This window comes from Paraburkholderia polaris (genome assembly GCF_012927345.1).
GTDB classification, from domain to species: Bacteria; Pseudomonadota; Gammaproteobacteria; order Burkholderiales; family Burkholderiaceae; genus Paraburkholderia; species Paraburkholderia polaris.
On the sequence record NZ_JABBGJ010000052.1, the window covers coordinates 1 to 18,897 of the forward strand.

At 61.9% G+C, this 18,897-nt stretch carries 14 protein-coding genes and 1 pseudogene; 9 read left to right on the plus strand and 6 right to left on the minus strand.

Going from position 1 to position 18,897, the window contains the following annotated elements; translation table 11 throughout:
• On the minus strand, positions 1–236 hold a 236-nt coding region (locus tag HHL24_RS36315; protein WP_230417722.1), incomplete at its 3' end, for a DUF6444 domain-containing protein.
• 1,011 nt (positions 237–1,247) lie between these two features.
• Between HHL24_RS36315 and HHL24_RS36320 the strand changes: the two genes are divergently transcribed.
• The 6 genes from HHL24_RS36320 (at position 1,248) to HHL24_RS36345 (ending at position 8,438) form a co-directional block, all read left to right on the plus strand.
• Positions 1,248–3,527, plus strand: coding sequence for an amylo-alpha-1,6-glucosidase (locus tag HHL24_RS36320; RefSeq protein WP_169490097.1), 2,280 nt, complete (start codon positions 1,248–1,250; stop codon positions 3,525–3,527).
• 110 nt (positions 3,528–3,637) lie between these two features.
• Positions 3,638–4,492, plus strand: a complete 855-nt coding sequence (locus HHL24_RS36325) for a MurR/RpiR family transcriptional regulator (protein WP_169490098.1) — start codon at positions 3,638–3,640, stop codon at positions 4,490–4,492.
• A 173-nt stretch (positions 4,493–4,665) separates the two neighbouring features.
• Positions 4,666–5,994: an aspartate aminotransferase family protein gene (locus HHL24_RS36330; RefSeq protein WP_169490099.1), complete on the plus strand. Its 1,329-nt coding sequence runs from the start codon at positions 4,666–4,668 to the stop codon at positions 5,992–5,994.
• Between the two features lie 29 nt (positions 5,995–6,023).
• Positions 6,024–6,578 (plus strand): carboxymuconolactone decarboxylase family protein, encoded by a 555-nt coding sequence (locus tag HHL24_RS36335; protein ID WP_169490100.1) that lies wholly within the window; start codon positions 6,024–6,026, stop codon positions 6,576–6,578.
• Positions 6,579–6,988: 410 nt separating this feature from the next.
• Complete coding sequence (locus HHL24_RS36340) at positions 6,989–7,414, plus strand: OsmC family protein (protein ID WP_169490101.1); 426 nt, start codon at positions 6,989–6,991, stop codon at positions 7,412–7,414.
• Positions 7,415–7,583: 169 nt separating this feature from the next.
• Positions 7,584–8,438, plus strand: a complete 855-nt coding sequence (locus tag HHL24_RS36345) for an isocitrate lyase/PEP mutase family protein (RefSeq protein ID WP_169490102.1) — start codon at positions 7,584–7,586, stop codon at positions 8,436–8,438.
• A gap of 72 nt (positions 8,439–8,510) precedes the next feature.
• Here HHL24_RS36345 and HHL24_RS36350 read toward each other — a convergent pair whose 3' ends face one another.
• From HHL24_RS36350 to HHL24_RS36360, 3 genes and pseudogenes are all read right to left on the minus strand, one after another.
• Complete coding sequence (locus tag HHL24_RS36350; protein WP_169490103.1) at positions 8,511–9,425, minus strand: aldose epimerase family protein; 915 nt, start codon at positions 9,423–9,425, stop codon at positions 8,511–8,513.
• Between the two features lie 144 nt (positions 9,426–9,569).
• Positions 9,570–10,832 carry a glucarate dehydratase family protein gene (locus HHL24_RS36355; RefSeq protein WP_169490104.1) on the minus strand — a complete coding sequence of 421 codons (1,263 nt, stop codon included), beginning with the start codon at positions 10,830–10,832 and terminating at the stop codon, positions 9,570–9,572.
• 143 nt (positions 10,833–10,975) lie between these two features.
• A pseudogene (locus HHL24_RS36360) lies at positions 10,976–11,059 on the minus strand (LacI family DNA-binding transcriptional regulator); the annotation flags it as partial.
• Between the two features lie 482 nt (positions 11,060–11,541).
• On the opposite strand from HHL24_RS36360, the gene HHL24_RS36365 reads away from it, so the two are divergent.
• The 3 genes from HHL24_RS36365 to HHL24_RS36375 all read left to right on the plus strand — a co-directional run bounded on the left by HHL24_RS36365 (position 11,542) and on the right by HHL24_RS36375 (position 16,247).
• Positions 11,542–12,834 (plus strand): MFS transporter, encoded by a 1,293-nt coding sequence (locus HHL24_RS36365; protein ID WP_169490105.1) that lies wholly within the window; start codon positions 11,542–11,544, stop codon positions 12,832–12,834.
• Positions 12,835–13,308: 474 nt separating this feature from the next.
• The gene (locus tag HHL24_RS36370; protein ID WP_169490106.1) at positions 13,309–15,426 is read left to right on the plus strand and encodes a SulP family inorganic anion transporter; all 2,118 of its coding nucleotides are present in this window, start codon (positions 13,309–13,311) and stop codon (positions 15,424–15,426) included.
• A gap of 102 nt (positions 15,427–15,528) precedes the next feature.
• Positions 15,529–16,247, plus strand: a protein-coding gene (locus HHL24_RS36375; RefSeq protein ID WP_407947548.1) for an IS6 family transposase whose coding sequence is annotated in 2 segments (ribosomal slippage) — positions 15,529–15,802 and positions 15,802–16,247 — 720 coding nt in all. Because the reading frame shifts where the segments join, the coding sequence is not laid out codon by codon here.
• A gap of 528 nt (positions 16,248–16,775) precedes the next feature.
• On the opposite strand, the gene HHL24_RS36380 is transcribed toward HHL24_RS36375, so the two are convergent.
• Entirely contained in the window at positions 16,776–17,555 is a 780-nt protein-coding gene (locus tag HHL24_RS36380; protein WP_169490107.1) for an alpha/beta fold hydrolase, read from the minus strand.
• A gap of 336 nt (positions 17,556–17,891) precedes the next feature.
• Positions 17,892–18,818: an FUSC family protein gene (locus HHL24_RS44305; protein WP_169490108.1), complete on the minus strand. Its 927-nt coding sequence runs from the start codon at positions 18,816–18,818 to the stop codon at positions 17,892–17,894.
• Positions 18,819–18,897 lie beyond the last annotated feature (79 nt).

Below are 18,897 nucleotides of genomic sequence, written 5' to 3' on the forward strand. Positions count from 1 at the left end.
TCGGGTTGCACCACCCGCTTGAGCGTCTTGCCCTTATGCCCCGGCTGCGCGCCAGGCTTTGCCCCGCTCGTGCCGCGCAACGACTTCGGCTTGCGCCCGGGCCCATCGCTTGAGGGCGGCTTGCTGGAGTTACGACTGTTCTTCTCGAGTTTCGCTTCGAGCGCGTTCAGACGCTTCACGAGATCAACGATGAGCGCGTCCTTCTGTTCGTGTGTGAGGTCTTTGAAATCAGGCATCTTCGTCATGTCCTTCACTATGCACAGCCTGGCTGCAGTTTACAAGCGCTGAATAGTTACGCCTGCCGCAAAGAAAAGTAGGCAAAAGAAAGCGGCTCAAACCAATCCTGCTAAGCGGGGCCCGTGGCTTGCAGGAGGCAGTGGTGCATCTGGAATCTGTGTTCTCGCGCATTCGGCGTGGGTGACAAAGGCGTCATACTTCCGGCGGCGCTGCGCGCGCCGAAGAGTACATCACAAAACCAGCCACTGGGTTCTGCGTTTGCGTTTCACTTGGCGCGGTGTTTCGGTGTCGCGTCGCCAATATTTCTGCAATGCTCCGGCGTTTTGTTTGAGTCGAGAACTCGCGGTTTCAAGCGCTAGCACGACGTGACGGTAAGCGACGAGCCGGGCAAGATGTTTCCAAAACCCCGCAATACTCCGACATGCGTCGCGTCGCGTCGCCGAGGCGAAGCCGATGGCCCTCACGGCGCAAAACGAAGCCTCTGGTTTCCCATGCATACCCATCCGCGACGCACGCAGTGCGGAGTGGGAGCTGATGAGCCCCTAGTCACTCCGGGTGGAACTTCTGGGGGCCCGGCTTCCACGGAGCCACTACCGCTTCCAGGCAACGGTGCCCACTTAGCATTAGCGGTTTGAGCCGCTTTCTCTTGCTTACTTCTCTTTGCGGCGGCAAAGAGAAGTAAGTGCCTGCCCCGCACAGGGGCGACGCTAATAAACCAATAACAATTCAAGGAAAGGCCAACGCCGCAAGCAAACAGACATTAAGCGCCGCGCAGGCAAAAAAACCAAGGAAAGCCCGACGCCGCAGGCAAACAGACAAACAAACCCGCGCAGGGAAACAAAAACCCAAACCACCCGCATATCCCATGCCAAACCAAAAAACCGAAACTCCCACGTGATAAGTTCGTCTGACGCGGACAGACCCTCTACAATCGGAAACGACCGGGCAGCGCCCAGCAGCAACCGAAACTGAAAGTCAACGCGAAAGCGAACACCATAGGAGCGACCCTGATGCAGCAGCCAGAAGCCCTCGGCGGCCTGTCCCACTCGGGCGGAATCGACCACCGCGAACCCGAGCCGGACGGCGCATTCATCCCGACGGAAAACCTCAACGTCGCGAGCGCCACCCAGCACGTGCTGAAGTCTGGCGACACCTTCATCGTCAACGACCCCCTCGGCGATATCACCGGCCACGACGACGGCCTGTTCGTCAACGACACCCGCGTCCTCTCGCAACTGCGCCTCACCTTCGGCGGCCGCGCGCCCTCGTTGCTGTCGGGCAGCGTCAGCAGCGACAACACGTCGTTCACCGCGCATCTGACCAACCGCCCCCTGCCGCCGCTCGGCGGTGACAGCACGCCGGAAGGCGTGATCCACGTCGAACGTGTGCGCGTGCTCTCGGGCACCGTGCTCAACGAAGCCATCGAACTCACCAACTACGGCACGAGCGACGCGGTCGTGCCGCTGTCCATCTCCTTTGCCAGCGACTTCCGCGACATGTTCGAAGTACGCGGCCTCAAGCGCGATAAACAGGGTCGTGTCGAGCCGGCGCGCGTCGAGAACCGTGAGGTGCTGCTCGGCTATATCGGTCTCGATGACGTGGCGCGCAATGTGCAGATCGCCTTCTCGCCAGAACCGGACAAGCTCTTCGCCGATCGCGCGGACTACACCGTCAAGCTGCCGGCGCAAGCGTGCGTGTCGATCTATCTGTCTGTCTCGGTGCAAGTGATCGCGCAACCCAACAAGCCGGCTGCGGGTGTGTCACAACCCACGCATGCGGTGAGCGAAGCCCATCTGTCGCAAATCGATGCGGAGCGTCCGCGCGTCGGCCGCGCTGCAGTGCGCGCCGCACTGGTCGACGCCCACCTGGTGATGCGTGAACGGCGCCGCGTCACCGCGCGCGTGCGTTCGAGCAATCCGCTCTTTAACGCGTGGATCGACCGTTCGCTTGCCGATCTGGGTCTGCTGACCACCGATCTCGCCACGGGTCCCTATCCCTACGCGGGCATCCCGTGGTTCTCAACGCCGTTCGGGCGCGATGCGGTCATCACGTCGCTGCAAACGCTGTGGCTGCAACCGAATCTGGCCGCTGGCGTGCTGCGCTTTCTCGCCGAACATCAGGCGCGCGAGAATTCGCCGTTTCGCGATGCCGCGCCCGGCAAGATCATGCACGAGATGCGCAAGGGCGAAATGGCCGCCACCGGCGAAGTGCCGTTCGCGCTGTACTACGGCGGCGTCGACACTACGCCGCTGTTCATCGTGTTGGCCGGTGCCTATGCGGAACGCACGGCTGATTTCGCGCTGATCGACGAGTTGTGGCCGGCGCTGGAGCGCGCGGCGCAGTGGGTCTCAGGTGTCTGCGACAAGAACCGTTGGGGTTTGCTGGACTATCAACGCGAGTCCGATGGCGGTCTCGCGAATCAAGGCTGGAAGGACAGCCACGATTCGGTCTTCCACGCCGACGGCCGCTTCCCCGACGGCCCGATCGCACTCGTCGAAGTGCAGGCGTATGCGAGTGCCGCCTTCGACACGATGGCGCACTTTGCAAAACTGCGCGGCCTGCACGATCAGGCTAGGCAATACAGCGAGCGCGCGAAGAAAATCCGTCAGTGCGTCGAAGAAAAGTACTGGATGGAAGAGTCCGGCTTCTACGGCATCGCGCTCGACGGCCACGGCGAACTGTGCCGCGTGATGGCGTCGAATGCGGGCCACTTGCTGGCGTTCGGTTTGCCCGCGCGCGAGCGTGGCGAGGCGGTGGTGCGCGCGCTCGACTCCACGCTGTTCCACACCGGTTGGGGCGTGCGCACGCTGGCCGCGAGCCAGGCGCGCTTCAACCCGATGGCGTATCACAACGGTTCGGTCTGGCCGCATGACAACGCGCTCTGCGCGCGCGGTCTGTCGCGTTACGGTGGCAAGGCGGCGGCCGTGCGGTTGTTGCAGGCGCTGTTCCAGGCGGCGGTCAATTTCGACATGCGTCTGCCCGAGCTGTTCTGCGGATTCCCGCGGCGGCGGGGCGAGCCGCCTACCGCCTATCCGGTCGCCTGTCTGCCGCAAGCCTGGGCGGCGGGCTCGCCGTTCATGATGCTCGAAGCGTGTCTGGGCATCACGATCGATGCGACCCGGCGCGAAGTCGTCATCGAACAACCCATGCTGCCCGAGGGTATCGACTGGCTCGAAGTCGGCGATCTGAAGGTGGGCGATTCGTCGGTGTCGATCACGTTCCGGCGGATCGGCGACAAGGTGGTCGCGTCGGCCGAGCAGGGCGACGTGCGGGTGATCGCGCTTCTGTAGATACGCGCCTTCGTGAGGCATGAAGCGCACGCCCGAAGTTCTGTTGGATGCGATGCACCGGGTGGTAACATTTGTTGTCATCCTTATTGGCCGTTCGCCCGGTATATCGCATGCCAGACAGTTTTGACCAGCTCGCCGCCCTGATCCGGGCGCGCTTCTCCGAACTGAGTCCGCAGTTCCAGATGGGAGCCGGGTTTCTGCTCGATCATCCCGACGAAGTCGCGGTCTCGTCGATGCGCAAAGTGGCCGAGCGGGCGCAGGTGCAACCGGCCTCGCTAGTACGCCTGTCGCAACAATTGGGTTTTCCTGGCTGGAACGAATTGCGCAACCTGTTCGTCGCGCGCGTGCGCACGCGGCCCGAGCCGCTCACCAGCCGCGCCCGTTCGCTCGTCAAATCGAAAGATGCACTGGCCAACGACCTGCTGGTCGCGCAACAACACAATCTCGACGTCACGGCCGCGCATAACGGCCGCGTGATCGTGGAAGCGGCGCGTCTGTTGCGGCGCGCGCCGCATGTGCATGTCGCAGGCTTTCGCTCCTGTTATGCGGTGGCGTTCGGCCTGGTCTACGGCTACCGGCTGTTCCGCCCGTCTGTGTCGCTGCTCAACGGCGAAGCTGGCACGCTCGAGATGCAACTGCGCACGATCGATCGTGACAGCGCCACCATCGTCATCAGTTTCGCGCCGTATTCTGTCGAAGCGGCGCGCGTGGCCGAAGCCGCGTTGGAAAAGGGCAGCAAGCTGATCGCAATCACGGACAGCGCGGTCTCGCCAATTGCGTTGAACGCCGACAAGGTGCTGATCTTTTCGCACGAAAGCCCGTCATTCTTTCCTTCGCTGGTGGCAGCCACGGCGATTTCTGAATCGCTGGTCGCGCATCTGCTCGCGTTGGAAGGGGCGGGCGCTGTCGAGCAACTCGGCATTGCCGAGCAATTGCTGCATGACAAGGGCGCGTACGTGCCTTGATGTTCATTGTCTGAGCCATGCAGAAATCTGCCGTGGAGCAGAGTCACTTCGTTTGCTTCATCGCCATCCCGTTTGACAACAAATGTTGTTTAGAAGTATAAATGCGTAGCGGTTGTTGAATAGGTGCGAGTCAAGGCGTCGAAGCAAGCGCGCAGCGAAAGGAAAGGAAAGCCATGTCCACCGTATTCCATCGCTCGCCGAAGCAGTTACTGCCGGTGGCTGTCGCCGGCGACGGCATCGAAATCATCGATTCAACCGGCAAGCGCTATATCGATGCCTCGGGCGGCGCAGCCGTCTCGTGCCTTGGCCATAGCAATCAGCGTGTGATCGACGCGATCAAGCGTCAGGCGCAGCAATTGCCGTACGCGCACACGTCGTTTTTCACGACCCAGGTCGCAGAAGAACTCGCGGACCGTCTGGTGGCGAGCGCACCGCAAGGGCTCGAGCACGTGTACTTCGTGTCGGGCGGCTCGGAAGCGATCGAAGCGGCGTTGAAACTGGCGCGGCAGTATGTCGTCGAGAAGGGCGAGTTGCAGCGCCGTCACTTCATCGCGCGGCGCCAGAGCTATCACGGCAACACGCTGGGGGCGCTCGCGATCGGCGGCAATGCGTGGCGGCGCGAGCCGTTTCTGCCGATCCTGATCGAAGCGCATCACGTGAGCCCGTGTTACGCGTATCGCGAGCAGCGCGCCGACGAAACCGAAGATCAGTTCGCGCAGCGTCTCGCGGACGAACTCGAACAGAAGATTCTTGAACTCGGCGCTGACACGGTGGCCGCATTCGTTGCAGAAACGGTGGTGGGCGCAACGGCCGGCGCCGTGCCGCCGGTGCGCGAGTATTTCCGCAAGATCCGCGCAGTGTGCGATCGCTACGGCGTACTGCTGATCCTCGACGAAATCATGTCGGGCATGGGTCGCACCGGCTACCTGTACGCGTGCGAGGAAGACGGCATCGCGCCGGACCTGCTGACCATCGCCAAGGGGCTCGGCGCCGGCTATCAGCCGATCGGCGCGACGCTGGTGAGCGACCGGATTTACCAGGCGATCGTCGGCGGCTCGGGTTTCTTTCAGCACGGGCATACCTATATCGGCCACGCGACCGCCTGCGCCGCGGCGCTCGAAGTACAACGCGTGATTGCCGACGACCATCTGCTGCCGAACGTGCAGGCGCGCGGCGAGCAGTTGCGTGGCCAGTTGCGCGAGCACTATGCGCAGCATCCGCATATCGGCGACGTTCGCGGGCGAGGCCTCTTTGTCGGCGTCGAACTGGTGCAGGACCGCGCCACCAAGGCGCCGTTCGACGCGAAGCTGAAACTGCACGCGGCGATCCGGCGCGAAGCGTTCGCGCGTGGGTTGATGGTGTACCCGATGGGCGGCACAGTCGACGGCAAGAGCGGCGATCATGTGCTGCTGGCGCCGCCGTTTATCTGCACCGCGCGCGACATCGACGAGATCGTCAACCGTCTGACCGATGCGATCGACGGCGCACTGGCCGCCATCTGACACCCTTTCTATTTCTGCTGGATTTTGCAATGACCGAGCGTTTGCCTCACTTCGAATTGTCCGATGCCACGCCCGAACAGAAGGCCGTGCTCGACGAGATCCTGTCAGGCCCGCGCGGCAATCTGAACGGGCCGTTTCTGGGCTGGATTCATAGTCCGGAGCTGGCGCAGCAGGCGCAGCGGCTCGGCGCGTTCTGCCGCTATCGCACCGGCTTGCCGCTGCGCTTGTCGGAGCTGGCGATTCTGGTGACCGCGGCGCGCTGGCAGGCGCAGGCCGAGTGGCATATCCACTATCCGATCGCCCTGGAAGCCGGTGTGGCTGAAGCGGATGCGGAGGCGATCCGTCGGGGGCATCGCCCGTCCTTCGCGGACGCCGATGACGCGTTGATTCACGACTTTGCCAGCGAACTGTATGACACGAAGCGCGTGTCGGATGCGACCTATGCAAAGGCGGTTGAGCGCTTCGGCCAGCAGGTGGTGATCAATCTGGTGGGTCTGCTCGGTTACTACGCGCTGGTGGCGATGACGCTGAACGTGTTTGGCATGCGGGCGGTCGGGCAGGAGAGCTTGCCGTTCGCCGAGTAACGGCGGGATCGCCGGTTTCGCTCCGGACCGGCACTTTTTACAAAGGCCCTGCCAACCGTTCCACTGAAAAGCGCCGCCGCCGCGATCTTCGCCGCAGCGGCGCCGCGCCTTCTACTGCTGTGTCACCTGCCATTCGCCGGCTACGCCGACCGTGCCGCACCCGGCACGGTTTGCGCCGCGGCATCGGTGAACCCTATGCCGGCATCGTCACGACACTGGCACACGGAAGCGCCTATGATGAAGTTCGGTCCACGCCCGCGCCTCTCGCGCCGCGCGGCATGCCCTGAAGGAAATCCCCTCGGGGTACTTGCGACCGATGCCGACACCACGAAAATCCGGGCTGGACCGTTGCGGGCGGCATCACGTAGGGTTGAGGGCGGCGCGAAGTAAGGCACAAAAAGGAGAGAGCGATGAAGCGCAAGGCATCAGCAGTCTGGCAAGGCGGCCTGCAAGACGGCAAGGGCTCGATTTCCACCGACAGTGGCGTCCTCAAGGACACGCAATACTCGTTTGCCACTCGCTTCGCGGACGGCATCGGCACGAATCCGGAAGAGCTGATTGCGGCCGCGCACGCGGGTTGTTTCTCGATGGCGTTGTCGGCGGAACTGGGCAAAGCCGGCATTACGCCTGAACGTATCGGCACCACGGCAACCGTCTCGCTCGACAAGGACGGTGGCGGTTTTTCGATTACTGCGGTGCATCTCGATGTGGCCGTGAAAATCCCAGGCGGCGACAAAGCCGCGTTCGAGAAGGCCACCGCGGACGCCAAGGCGGGCTGCCCGGTTTCCAAGGTACTGAACGCCACCATCACGCTGGACGCGAAACTCGAAACCTGAGCGCGCGGTTTGTGCACTGCAGACTCATGCAGGGCCGGCTGGCAGGGGTAGCCCGGCCGCCGGCTGCCGCTTTCCGTTCGTTTCCCTCATTGGTTATTTAACGAACATGACGACGAACCGGCAGCGCGTGGGCGCGAAACGCCGGTCGCCGTCTTCGATGGGACCGTCAATGACAACGCAAACCGAAAAAGCACGGCAATTCCAGTCATATCACGCAGCGGGCGAGGCGTTCATCATCCCGAATCCATGGGACATCGGCACCGCACGGCTGCTCGCGCTGGCTGGTTTCAAGGCGCTCGCCACCAGCAGCGCAGGCTATGCGTTTTCGCGCGGCCTGCCGGATAACGCCATTGGCCGCGAGCAGATGATGGTGCACCTCGCCGAAATCGTGGGGGCGACCGATTTGCCGGTCAGTGCCGACCTCGAAAATGGGTTCGGCGATGCCCCGGAAGACTGCGCCGAGACGATCATGCAGGCCGCGGCTGCGGGCGTGGTCGGTGGATCGATCGAGGATGCGACCGGCCGCGCGGACGAACCGATCTACCCGTTCGAAGCTGCCGTGGAGCGCGTGCGCGCGGCGGTCGTTGCGGCGCGCACGCTGCCGTTTCCGTTCACGCTGACGGCGCGCGCCGAGAACTATCTGGTAGGCCGCCCCGATCTCGACGATACGATCCGGCGTCTGCAGGCTTATCAGGAGGCCGGAGCGGATGTGCTTTACGCGCCCGGCCTGAAGACGCGCGAAGAGATCGCCGCCGTGGTCGGCGCGCTCGAGCGGCCAGTCAATGTGCTGATGGGGCTGCAGGGCGTCCTGCTCAGTTTCGACGACCTGCGCTCGCTGGGCGTGCGGCGTGTCAGCGTGGGCGGTTCGCTGGCGCGCGCGGCGTTGGGCGCGTTTCTCCGCGCGGCGCACGAGATGCGCGATCACGGCACTTTCAACTACACGAAAGAAGCCGCCAGCGGCAACGAGATTAACCAGCTCTTCACGTCCGCCGCGCAGAAGTGGGGCAAAGAGACGGGCGGGTGACGAAAGATGGTGGCTGGCTGACGGCGCTCTGGCGACACGGTGGCAGCATTGTTGCCCGGCAGAGGGGCGCGGCTATGCCGTATCGATACGCATCGACAGCGTGACCGGCTGATCCGGTTGCGCGATGTCGATGGCAGGGTCCATCTGCCCAGCCAGGTGGCTGCTCGGCTCCAGGCAAATGTAACTGCCTGCCGGCGGCGAGTGAACGACGAGATAGCGGGCGTCGTGACTCGATACCCTGGTGCTGCGTCCTGAACCCGGGTAGCTGAGTTGCGCCTCGCAACGCGATGTCTCGCAGAACCATGTCGGCGTCGCGCCGGGCAGGCCGCCGCTGCACAGATCCAGACGGATCGGCTCGAGGGGGATGTCGCGAACGGTCGGCAGTCCGCCGCTGCTGCCGCTTGCTTGCCAGCGCGCGGTGGCGTCGACGCATGCCCTGACGCCGCCGTGCAGCGGAAAATGAGGATGAAAACCGAGGCCGGCCGGCATCGATTCCCGTGTGCGATTGATCAAGCTGAGCGTGAAATCGGCCCGGTCTGGGTCGAGACTGACATCGAGCCGCGCTTCGTAGTCCCAGGGCCACGCCTCGTTTGCCTCGACTTCCAGCGACAACGCGCAATGCGCGGCAGTCGATTCCTCAACCGACCACGCCCGCCGCAATCCCCAACCGTGCAGGAAGCCGGCGTCGAGGTGATGCGCCACGCGAACCTGACGTCCGCGCCACGCGAATGCATTCCCGGAGAACCGGTTGGTGAAAGGCAGCATCGGAAAGCACCCGGCGCGCGGCCAAAGCGCGGAATCGAAGTGCGTCGTGTCGAGCGGCACGAGGTAGTCGAATGTCCTGCCGTCCGGCTGCCGCCTCAGCAGACGGCCGACGCGCGCGCCGAGCTCGGGATGAAGCAGCAACTGGAGGTCGCCCGATACGAGTTTGAGAGGTGCGCGAGCCGTTTTTTCGGCGCGGCTCGCGTCCGGCGATACGAGTGTCATGCGAGTGTTCGATTCGTCATGGTGAGTTGTCCGTGGACCTCGTCCGCCTGCGCGTCGAATGGATACGGGACAGAGGCGCCTGGGTCAGAGGCGTGCGGGTCTAAGGCGCGGGGGGCAGAAGCGTGCGCGTCACAAACGTGCGGGTCAAAAGCGTGGCTTCACACGCGTCCAGTCGGTGCGGAATTTGCGCATCTGCGAGACGTCGTCGCGATTCGTGATGCCGCAACGCAGATATTGCTCGTGCAGCGCACCGAGCGCATCGCGATCGAGCTCGACGCCGAGCCCCGGTGCGTCGGTCACGGACACGCAGCCGTTCTCGATGGCAATCTTGCCGCCCTTGATGACCTCGTCGTCCTGCCACGGATAGTGCGTGTCGCAGGCGTAGGTCAGATTCGGCACGGCGGCGGCGAGATGCGACATCGCCATCAGGCTGATACCGAGGTGCGAGTTCGAGTGCATCGACAGGCCGAGCCCGAACGTGTCGCACATCGTTGCGAGCACCTGGGTGGCACGCAGCCCACCCCAGTAATGATGATCCGACAGAACGATCTGCACGCCGTTCAGCGCCACATTGCGGCGGAATTCGTCCATGTCGGTGACGACCATGTTGGTGGCGAGCGGCAGTCCGGTGGCCTTGTGCAATGCGGCCATGCCTTCGAGCCCGGGCGTGGGATCTTCGTAGTATTCGAGGTCGCCTTGCAGGCGTTGCGCCATGCGGATCGCCGTATCGAGTGACCAGTTCGCATTCGGATCGATACGCAGCGGATGATTGGGGAAGGCGCGCTTGAGCGCTTTCAGGCAGTCGACTTCATGGTCCGGATCGAGCGCACCGGCTTTGAGCTTGATGCTCTCGAAGCCGTAACGCTCGATCATCGTGCGAGCCTGCCCGACGAGTTGCTCGGCGTCGAGCACTTCGCCCCACGGGTCACGCCGGTAGGAGGGATCGATGTCGCTGGAATACTTGAAGAACAGGTAGGCGGCAAAAGGCACCTGTCTGCGCACGGCGCCGCCGAGCAGTTCGTGCACCGGCACGCCGAGCGAGCGTGCCTGCACGTCGAGCAGCGCGACTTCGAACCCGCTAAAGAGCTTGTGATGCGCACTGCTGGCTTGCGAGCCGGGCGCGACGTCCAGCTCGATGCCTTGCGTGCTGGATTGGCCGGTGGCCAGCACGCGCTGCCACAGACCGTTGAGATCGAACGGACTCAGTCCGACCAGCGCGTCCTTCACGCGGATGAGTCTGTCGAGCACCGGCTTGTCGCCGTACGTTTCTCCCAGCCCGACCAGCCCGTTGTCCGTCTCCACCTCAATGATGGAGCGCAGCGCATAGGGCTCGTGGACGCCGCTCGCATTGAGCAACGGCGGATCGCTGATGGCGATAGGGGTGACACGGACGGCGGCGATCTTCATCGGGTGGTTCCTTCTCTGCGTGGGGCGGCGCGCTCTTGGGGCGTGCCGTCGAAGTGGGGCGCGCCGGGACGGCGCATGGTGGACTCCCGCACCACAAGGCGTGGTTCGAGTAGCGAGTATTCGGTGTCGTTTTTGCCCGCGAGCCCGTTCATGTACTTCGAGACGGTAGCGACGGAAACGCCGGCGGCGGCTGCAACATCGCGGATCGTGGGGGAGGTCTTTTTCATCTGGTTTAGGATAACGTTTTCCAATGCTAGTTGAAAATCGATCGGCAGTAAATAGTTGATGCTTGTTGGCGCTCGGAATCGTGTGGCTGATGCACGTCGGTTACTGGCTGACACCCGTTAAAACGGAAATTGTCTGGCAAATACAATAACTTGGTGCCGAACATAAGTCGCTATCGTTCGCCTTGGTTCGACACCGGGCATGCCGCCTGCCACCGCGGTGGGAGTCTGCGGCGCATAGCAAGCGCTTCCGGGTTTTCACTGACACGCGCAGATTAGGAAAACGATCGACTCGAAGAATTCGTCTCATTATTTTTGGAAAACGTTTTCCAAATCGATGTCTCGCCAGAGGCCGGGACCCATTCTTCAGGTTATGCAAACTCAATTCAATTTCAGCGGCAAGGTAGTGGCGACGAACGCAGACAAAGTCGGGCGGCGCCTTGTGCTGCTCGAACAAGACACTATTCTGGAGACGAGGCGGCACCATGACGATAAAAGTGAAAGGACTCCGGTGGTGGATGATCGGCCTGCTGACGCTAGGCACGATCACGAACTACCTCGCGCGCAGTTCATTGAGCATTGCGGCGCCCACGGTCATGCAGCATCTGCATATCAGCACCCATGAATATGGGTGGATAACGGGCGCCTTTCTAGTCATGTACCCAATCGGGGCGCCGCTCACCGGCTATCTGATGGATCGCATCGGCTTGCGGGCGGGCTTCCTGATCTGCGGCGTCGCCTGGTCGCTGGTTTGCATGGCGCATGGTTTCGTGGCGGGCTGGGTTGGGCTGTTCGTGCTGCGAGGCGTGCTTGGTCTTGTCGAGGCGGCGTTCATTCCCGGCGGAATGCGTGCGGCGGCTTACTGGTTCCCCGCGCAGGAGCGAGGGATCGCGGCGGGTGTGTTCAACCTGGGGACGTCGACTGGCGCGATACTCGCACCGCCGTTGATCGCGTGGTCGATCCTTCACTACAGCTGGCAAGTGGCGTTCATGATCGCCGGTGCGCTTGGCCTGTGCTGGGCCGTGCTGTGGCTTGTTCTCTACCGTCATCCGGACCGGCACCCGGCGTTGTCGAGCGAGGAGGCTGCGTACATCGCCGCCGGGCAGGAGAGCACGCTGCGTTCGAACGAGGGCAAAAAGCCGTCGCTGCGCGAGATTCTCAAAGAGCGCAATTTCTGGGGCATCGCGCTTCCGCGTTTTTTCGCGGACCCGGTGTGGGGCACGCTGGTCTACTGGATGCCGCTGTATCTCTATCAGGCGCGCGGCTTCGATCTGAAGACGATCGCGATGACCGCCTGGCTGCCGTTCGTGACCGCCGACATCGGCTGCCTGATGGGCGGTTCGCTGTCGGCCTGGCTCAAGCGCCGCTTCGGCACGCCGATCGTCGACGGCAAGCGCATGGTGTTCACGCTGGCCGCGCTCCTGATGATTGGCATGGCCGGGGTGGGATTAGTTCAGAGTCCGGCGATGGCGATCTTCCTGCTTTGCCTTGGCGGATTTGCCCACCAGACGCTGTCGATTACAGTGATCTCGATGTCCGCGGACCTGTTTGCGCGTCGTGAAGTGGGGACGGTCACCGGGCTGGCCGGCTGCGTTGCGGGAATCGGCAATCTTGCCTTCACGCTGGTGATCGGCGGCCTTGTGAGCAAGATCGGCTACACGCCGTTCTTTATCGCCCTCGGCTTCGGCGATCTGATTGGCGCTACGGTGCTGTGGACGGTGGTCAAGCCCGTCAAGGCGCTGGCGGGCGAGCCGCTGGTGCGGGAAGTGGGGGCCTGAGCCCGTGGTGACGCACAGCAGTCGCCGATTCTTCCGGCACATGCGAAGCGATAAATGCCTATTCCATGCATATCGGAATTTCTTGAGCAGAGCTTCGACGTGTACATCGCCGAATTTTTGGCACCTGGTTTCCACGTTGCGGCCCTGTGCCGCTGGCGCATGACTCCTTTGGCGGTTCGACACGGGATGGACCAGTTTCGGCCGTTCGCTCGCTCGGCGTAACAGACATTCGAACGTCGGTTCCACCTTGGCACCGGACCCCCGTTGCGCCTATTTTGTTCTTCATGCCACTGCTGTGCGTGCAGAGACCGGCCGTTCGAAAATGCGGAAAACGACTTCAATGGGCGAGGAGAGTCGGCGAATATGAAATCAGCTCGTCTCCGATCGATAGCCCGCGACGCTGCCGGCGCCCTTGCTGGTGCGTTGACCGTCGTTCCTATCATCCTTAGTTGCGGCGCTGTGCTGTATGAAAGCATGGGTGCTGCATGGGTGACGGCGGGCATATCCGCTGCCTTTGTCGCGGCCGTGGCGGCCGCCATCGTCGCGGCGCTGTTGGGCGGGACGCCGTTGCACATGAATTCACCGAAAACGACGCATGCCGCCATTCTGTCTGGCCTGATTGCGAGCGTGGCGGCGGACCCGTCGTTCGGCTCCGGAAGCGGCAGCGGGGGCGCCGGGCTCGTGGTTGTAGCGTCCACCGCACTGCTGGTTTCTGGCGTTGTTCAGTCGTTTCTGGGTGCGTCGCGCCTCGGTTTGCTCGTCAAGTTCGTTCCATATCCGGTGCTCGCGGGCTTCATCAATGGGTTTGCGATCCAGATCATCCTGAATCAACTGCCACGAGCCCTGGCGATCGATGGGCCGCAAGAGCTACTGCGGGCCTTGAACGGCACGGTGCCGGTCAACTGGTGGGCTGTGGGATTTGCCCTCGGGTCGGGCGGACTGGTGATCCTGGCGAAGAAGAGAAGCGGGCCTGTTCCAGCGGCATTGATCGGTCTCTTTGGCGGAACGGCACTCCAGATGCTGTGCTTGCGTCTTGTTCCGCAAGAGGATCTGGGTGCCACGATTGGAGCGCTGCCGCCGGGCATTCCGCTGATCTTGCGCACGACCGACATCCTGAACTTCGTCACCTCCGCTGATTTTCGCAATCATGCCGCCGTGATACTGGCAACCGGCATCACGATCGCACTGGTGTCGTCAATACAATCCCTGCTGAGCATCTCGAGCACCGAACAACTCTTCGGGGCTCGCCACAACAGCAATCGCGAACTGGTCGTGCAGGGCGCTTCAAACATCGTGGCGGCGTTGTTTGGCGGCGCGCCCAGTGGCGGATCGCCGAACATTACACGAATCGTCCATACGAGCGGCGGCCGTACGCAACTTGCCAACCTCGCCTATGCGTGCACGCTTCTGGCGCTGTCATATAGGTTGAACCGGCTAGTCGGCCAGATTCCGCTCTCGGTCATGGCCGGTGTCGTGATCGTGACCAGCGCGGAGGCGATGGACAAGTGGACGCATCAACTGCTGCTCGGCGTGGGTTATGCCGGCCATTCTTCCACCCGCTGGGAGATTTTCCTTAACCTGGCGCTGGTGTTCGTCGTGACCGCGTTAGTCGTCTTCACCAGCGTACTGATTGCGCTCGGTGTGGGTTTCGCCGCTGCGTTGATCGCATTCATCTATCGCTCGAATGCGCAAATGATTCGCCGCATACAACACGCAACGCAGCTTCGCTCCAGAACGGAAAGATCGGGCGCGGCGCTTGAGGCGCTTGCCCAGCACGGTCGCCGGATTGCTATCGTCGAACTTGATGGCCCGCTCTTTTTCGGCTCGGCGGAGAGAGTGGAGCGAGTGGAGCGAGTGGTCGGAGATGAGTTATCCGGTAGCGATTGGGTGTTGCTCGACTTGAGGCGCATCAGCCATTTCGACAGTAGCGGCGTATTGATGTTAAAGCGCCTCGATGAACTGCTGGTCAGGTCCGGGCGGCGTCTGTTTCTTGCACCGCTTCTCGCCGGGGGACTGCGCCGGAAGTTTCTGGAGGAATGGGGACTGACGAAGCCGGAAGCGGAGTTGCGCGTATTCGATAGCACGGACGCCGCGCTATCGCAAGCTGAAGACGAACTGCTCGACAAGTTGGCGGCCCAGGAATGCGACGAGGAAATCGATCTTGCCGCCTTTCCGTTGACTCAGGACATGAGTGATGACGAGCGAGCGCTGCTGATGAGTCTGGCGACGCGCAGATCATTTGCCGCCGGCGGTGTCGTGCTCGGACGCGAGGACCCGCGTGGCGGCCTGTTACTGCTGACGCGAGGGCGGCTCAGCGTTCTCTGGGAGAAAGACGGGAAGGTGTTGCGCACGGCCAGTTACCGGGCGGGCATGACGCTCGGCGAAATACCGTTGATGTTGGAGCGGCAGCGCCTGTTAAAGCTTGTCGCCGATACGCCCGCTGTCTTGCTGGAGCTATCGCAGGACACGCTCGAACATCTGCGCACCACGATGCCCGGCCTTGACGCGAAACTGATGCGGAATTTGAGTATCGAAATCAGCGATCGCCTCTGCGACCTGCTTGAAACGGTAAGAGACCTCGAGGGCGATTGAGCGGCGCGGAAATGCCGGCGTTGCCCGGCGAAGTGGCGCAAGAGGTCAGAGCGCACTTCGATAGCACATGTGCCGCACGTAACCAGCGAGCGCGAGCAGGCAATGAGTAAGCTGATAGACATCGACCGGCTGTTCAACGGCCGCCACTTCGACCGCGAAGTCATCGTCCTGTGTGTGCATTGGTATCTGCGTTACAAGCTCAGCTTTCGAGACCTCGTTGAAATAATGGCCGAGCGCGGCCTGTCGCTGGCGCACACTACGATCATGCGTTGGGTCAAACGCTTCGCGCCGGAGTTCTGCAAGCGCTGGGATCGGTTTGCGAAATCCGCTGGTCGTTCATGGAGAGTCGACGAGACGTATGTGAAAGTCCGTGGCAATGGGTCTATCTTTACCGTGCAGTTGACCGCGCAGGAAAGACGGTCGACTTCCGGCTCAGCGCCAGGCGCGATGTCGCTGCGGCCAAGGCTTTCTTCGCGAAGGCGATCAGGAGTCAAGGGATCGCTCCGAAGACAATCACGCTAGACGGTTACGCTGCGTCTCACCGCGCGGTGCGCGAAATGAAGGCGGATCAGTTTCTGTCCGCGGACACGACGTTGCGGTCGTCGAAGTATTTGAACAACCTGATCGAGCAGGATCATCGCAACATCAAGTCCAGGGTCAATGCAATGCTCGGTTTCAAACGCTTCAGGAGTGCCGCCATTACGATATCGGGCGTCGAGTTGATGCATCGCATTCGGAAAGGTCAGGTCAACCTCGCACGGTTGCGCCTCAAAGATACCACTGCGCCCGCTGTTTGGAAGGCAGTCCTTTCAGCACGATGATGCAATGGTGAATACGCCGCTTTTCGCTCGCGCCCGTAATTTGCACCACAGCCCGCCTTGGCATTTATCGATGCGTATCGGCCCATGGCGCTGCGTCCTGCTAAAGTTCGGCAATATGCTTATCGCGCCGGACAGCCATTTCTGCGGCGACGTCGCAGTCACTTCTCCCTCACTTGACCAATTGGGAAGCCGCGCCATTGAAACAGCCCCGCGATGGCACGTCACCCCCTGCTGATGCAATGGTGAATACGCCGCTTTTCGCTCGCGCCCGTAATTTGCACCACAGCCCGCCTTGGCATTTATCGATGCGTATCGGCCCATGGCGCTGCGTCCTGCTAAAGTTCGGCAATATGCTTATCGCGCCGGACAGCCATTTCTGCGGCGACGTCGCAGTCACTTCTCCCTCACTTGACCAATTGGGAAGCCGCGCCATTGAAACAGCCCCGCGATGGCACGTCACCCCCTGCACGCTGCAAGTGACGGTTGAGACAATGCAATCTTGCGACGAGCCAGAGCCTTCTGGCTTATTTAACTAACCTGCCCCGCGGCTTTCAGGATTAGCTGGGCGATTTCGTCGGGATGAGAGATCAACGAGAGATGGCTTGCTTTTACCTCGATGGTCGTAGCGCCCATGCGCTTCGCCATGAAACGTTCGAGGTCGGGGTTAATTGTCCTGTCTTCCGTCGAAATAGCGTAAAAACTCGGCTTTGACCGCCAGGCAGCCTGCGTGGTCTTGCCGGTTAGCAACTCCTTGTGAAACGGCTCTTGCACTGCATAGAGGACCTTCGCCTTCGCTTCCGGTAGATCGCCCGCGAAATCGCGAAGGAACGCGGCCTCGCTCAGACGACCTTCATCGCCGTCGAAAACAATCCCCGCAGACGCCGGTGGCGCAGAAAATTTCTTGGCCAGCTCCGTGTAATCCTCGCCCGCGTCAGGTGCCCGAGCTGCAACATAAACAAGTGCAGAAACGTTCGGGTGCACACCAGCCTCCGTCACGATCATCCCGGAGAAGGAATGCCCGACCAATACGGTCGGACCGTCCTGGCGCGCCAGCACGCGTTGGGCCGAAGCTACCGCGTCAGGCAACGTCGTCAGAGGGTTCTGGACAGACGTGGTATTGAGTCCCGCTGCTTGCAATCGAGGGATCACTTCTGACCAGGACGACCCATCGGCGAACAACCCGTGCACAAGGACGACGTTCCGCACTTTCGTCGGCGCTTGAGTTACCGCCATGCCGCGAGTAGAAACGAGCGTGGCGGCGGCTCCGGCTATCAGGGCAGCCGAGAAACTACGTCTGTTCATCGTCATAATCTGACTCTCCTTCAGTAGAAGTTCGATTGGGAACGACGCAAAGCGGTTCTAGTTCAGGCTACGTTAGCTATACTAAATAGCGCACCGTCAACAAGAGGCGCAGACTTCGTCGAGTACTCCGCCCCCTGATCAACAATCGTGTCCAATTTTGAAACCCCGTTTCCGCAACTCCGCCGCGATATCGTTAGCGGCAATTTCATCGTCCTCTATCGTAAGTACTCTTGACATGCCGCTCCTCGACACCCAGCGAAATTCGCCGATACAAATGTCCAAAAGACCGAATCTGCCCGCACCCTCGTGCGCCCTTCGTCAAAGGCGACTGCGCGTTCCCGCTCAGTCTTGCCGGGGTCTGGGGGAGTCATAGGTCGCGCGGCGCGTGTCTTTCATGTGCGCCGCAATGGCGGATGCCGTGAGCGCACACAGCAGCCCAATGGCACTCCCGACTGCCACGTTCAGCAGACGCTCGCCTCCAAAAATCCACGGTTTTCCCACTAATACAAATGCGATTGCCGCACAGGCGCACCGGATGCCGAATGCGAGCGTGTATGGACGAATGCAGATGAGCGTCAGCATTGCGGCGAACACAACGAGCACACGCATAAACAACGCATGAGGAATCATCAACCCAACGGCCACCCCGAAGGAGACGCCGATAACAGCCCCGGTCAGCCGGTTGCGAAACTTCTGCCGGGCGCTTGCCGCATTTCCGGTAACAACGCTGGCGGCCGACCAGATCATCCACTGACCATTATCAACGTGTCGCCATTCGACAAGTGCGGCAGCGCAAGCGACCGCAAGCGCGACGGTAATCACCAGCTCGATATAGTTGTTGCGCTCGCTGCTTGGGGATAGACGAGTCCACTTCGCGAAATGCGCAAGAATCGGCTGGCTGGTTTCACGCGAGCGGAAGTGCTCGACTGACGCAAAGAGCAGGATCGGCATCGCCGCTATCAACAGGAACGGCAGAATCTCAACGCTCCGGGTTATAAGCGCCTGCCGCGTGACCCCCTCCCCACTTTCGCAGGCAAGATACAGCGAGGGAATGAACGTGAAGTTGCCGAGCGAGCGCAAGGCACTGCCGCCCGCGGTCACCAGCACGGATCCCATGCCCAGCAGGACTGTGGCTACAACAAAGAGCAGCGGGTGCGCGAGCGACGCCATCAGGATCACGAAGCCCGCACTGATCGCCAAAGCGTGCGCGAAGACGCCGAGCGGCGCAAGCTGCGAGTGGTCGAGTGCAATGAGCATCGCGACCGGCACGATTGCAGCAGTGAGCCACTCGAATCTGCCTGATACGAGTGCAAGCGGGAGCAGCGGGACGAGCGCAAACATGGCGCGA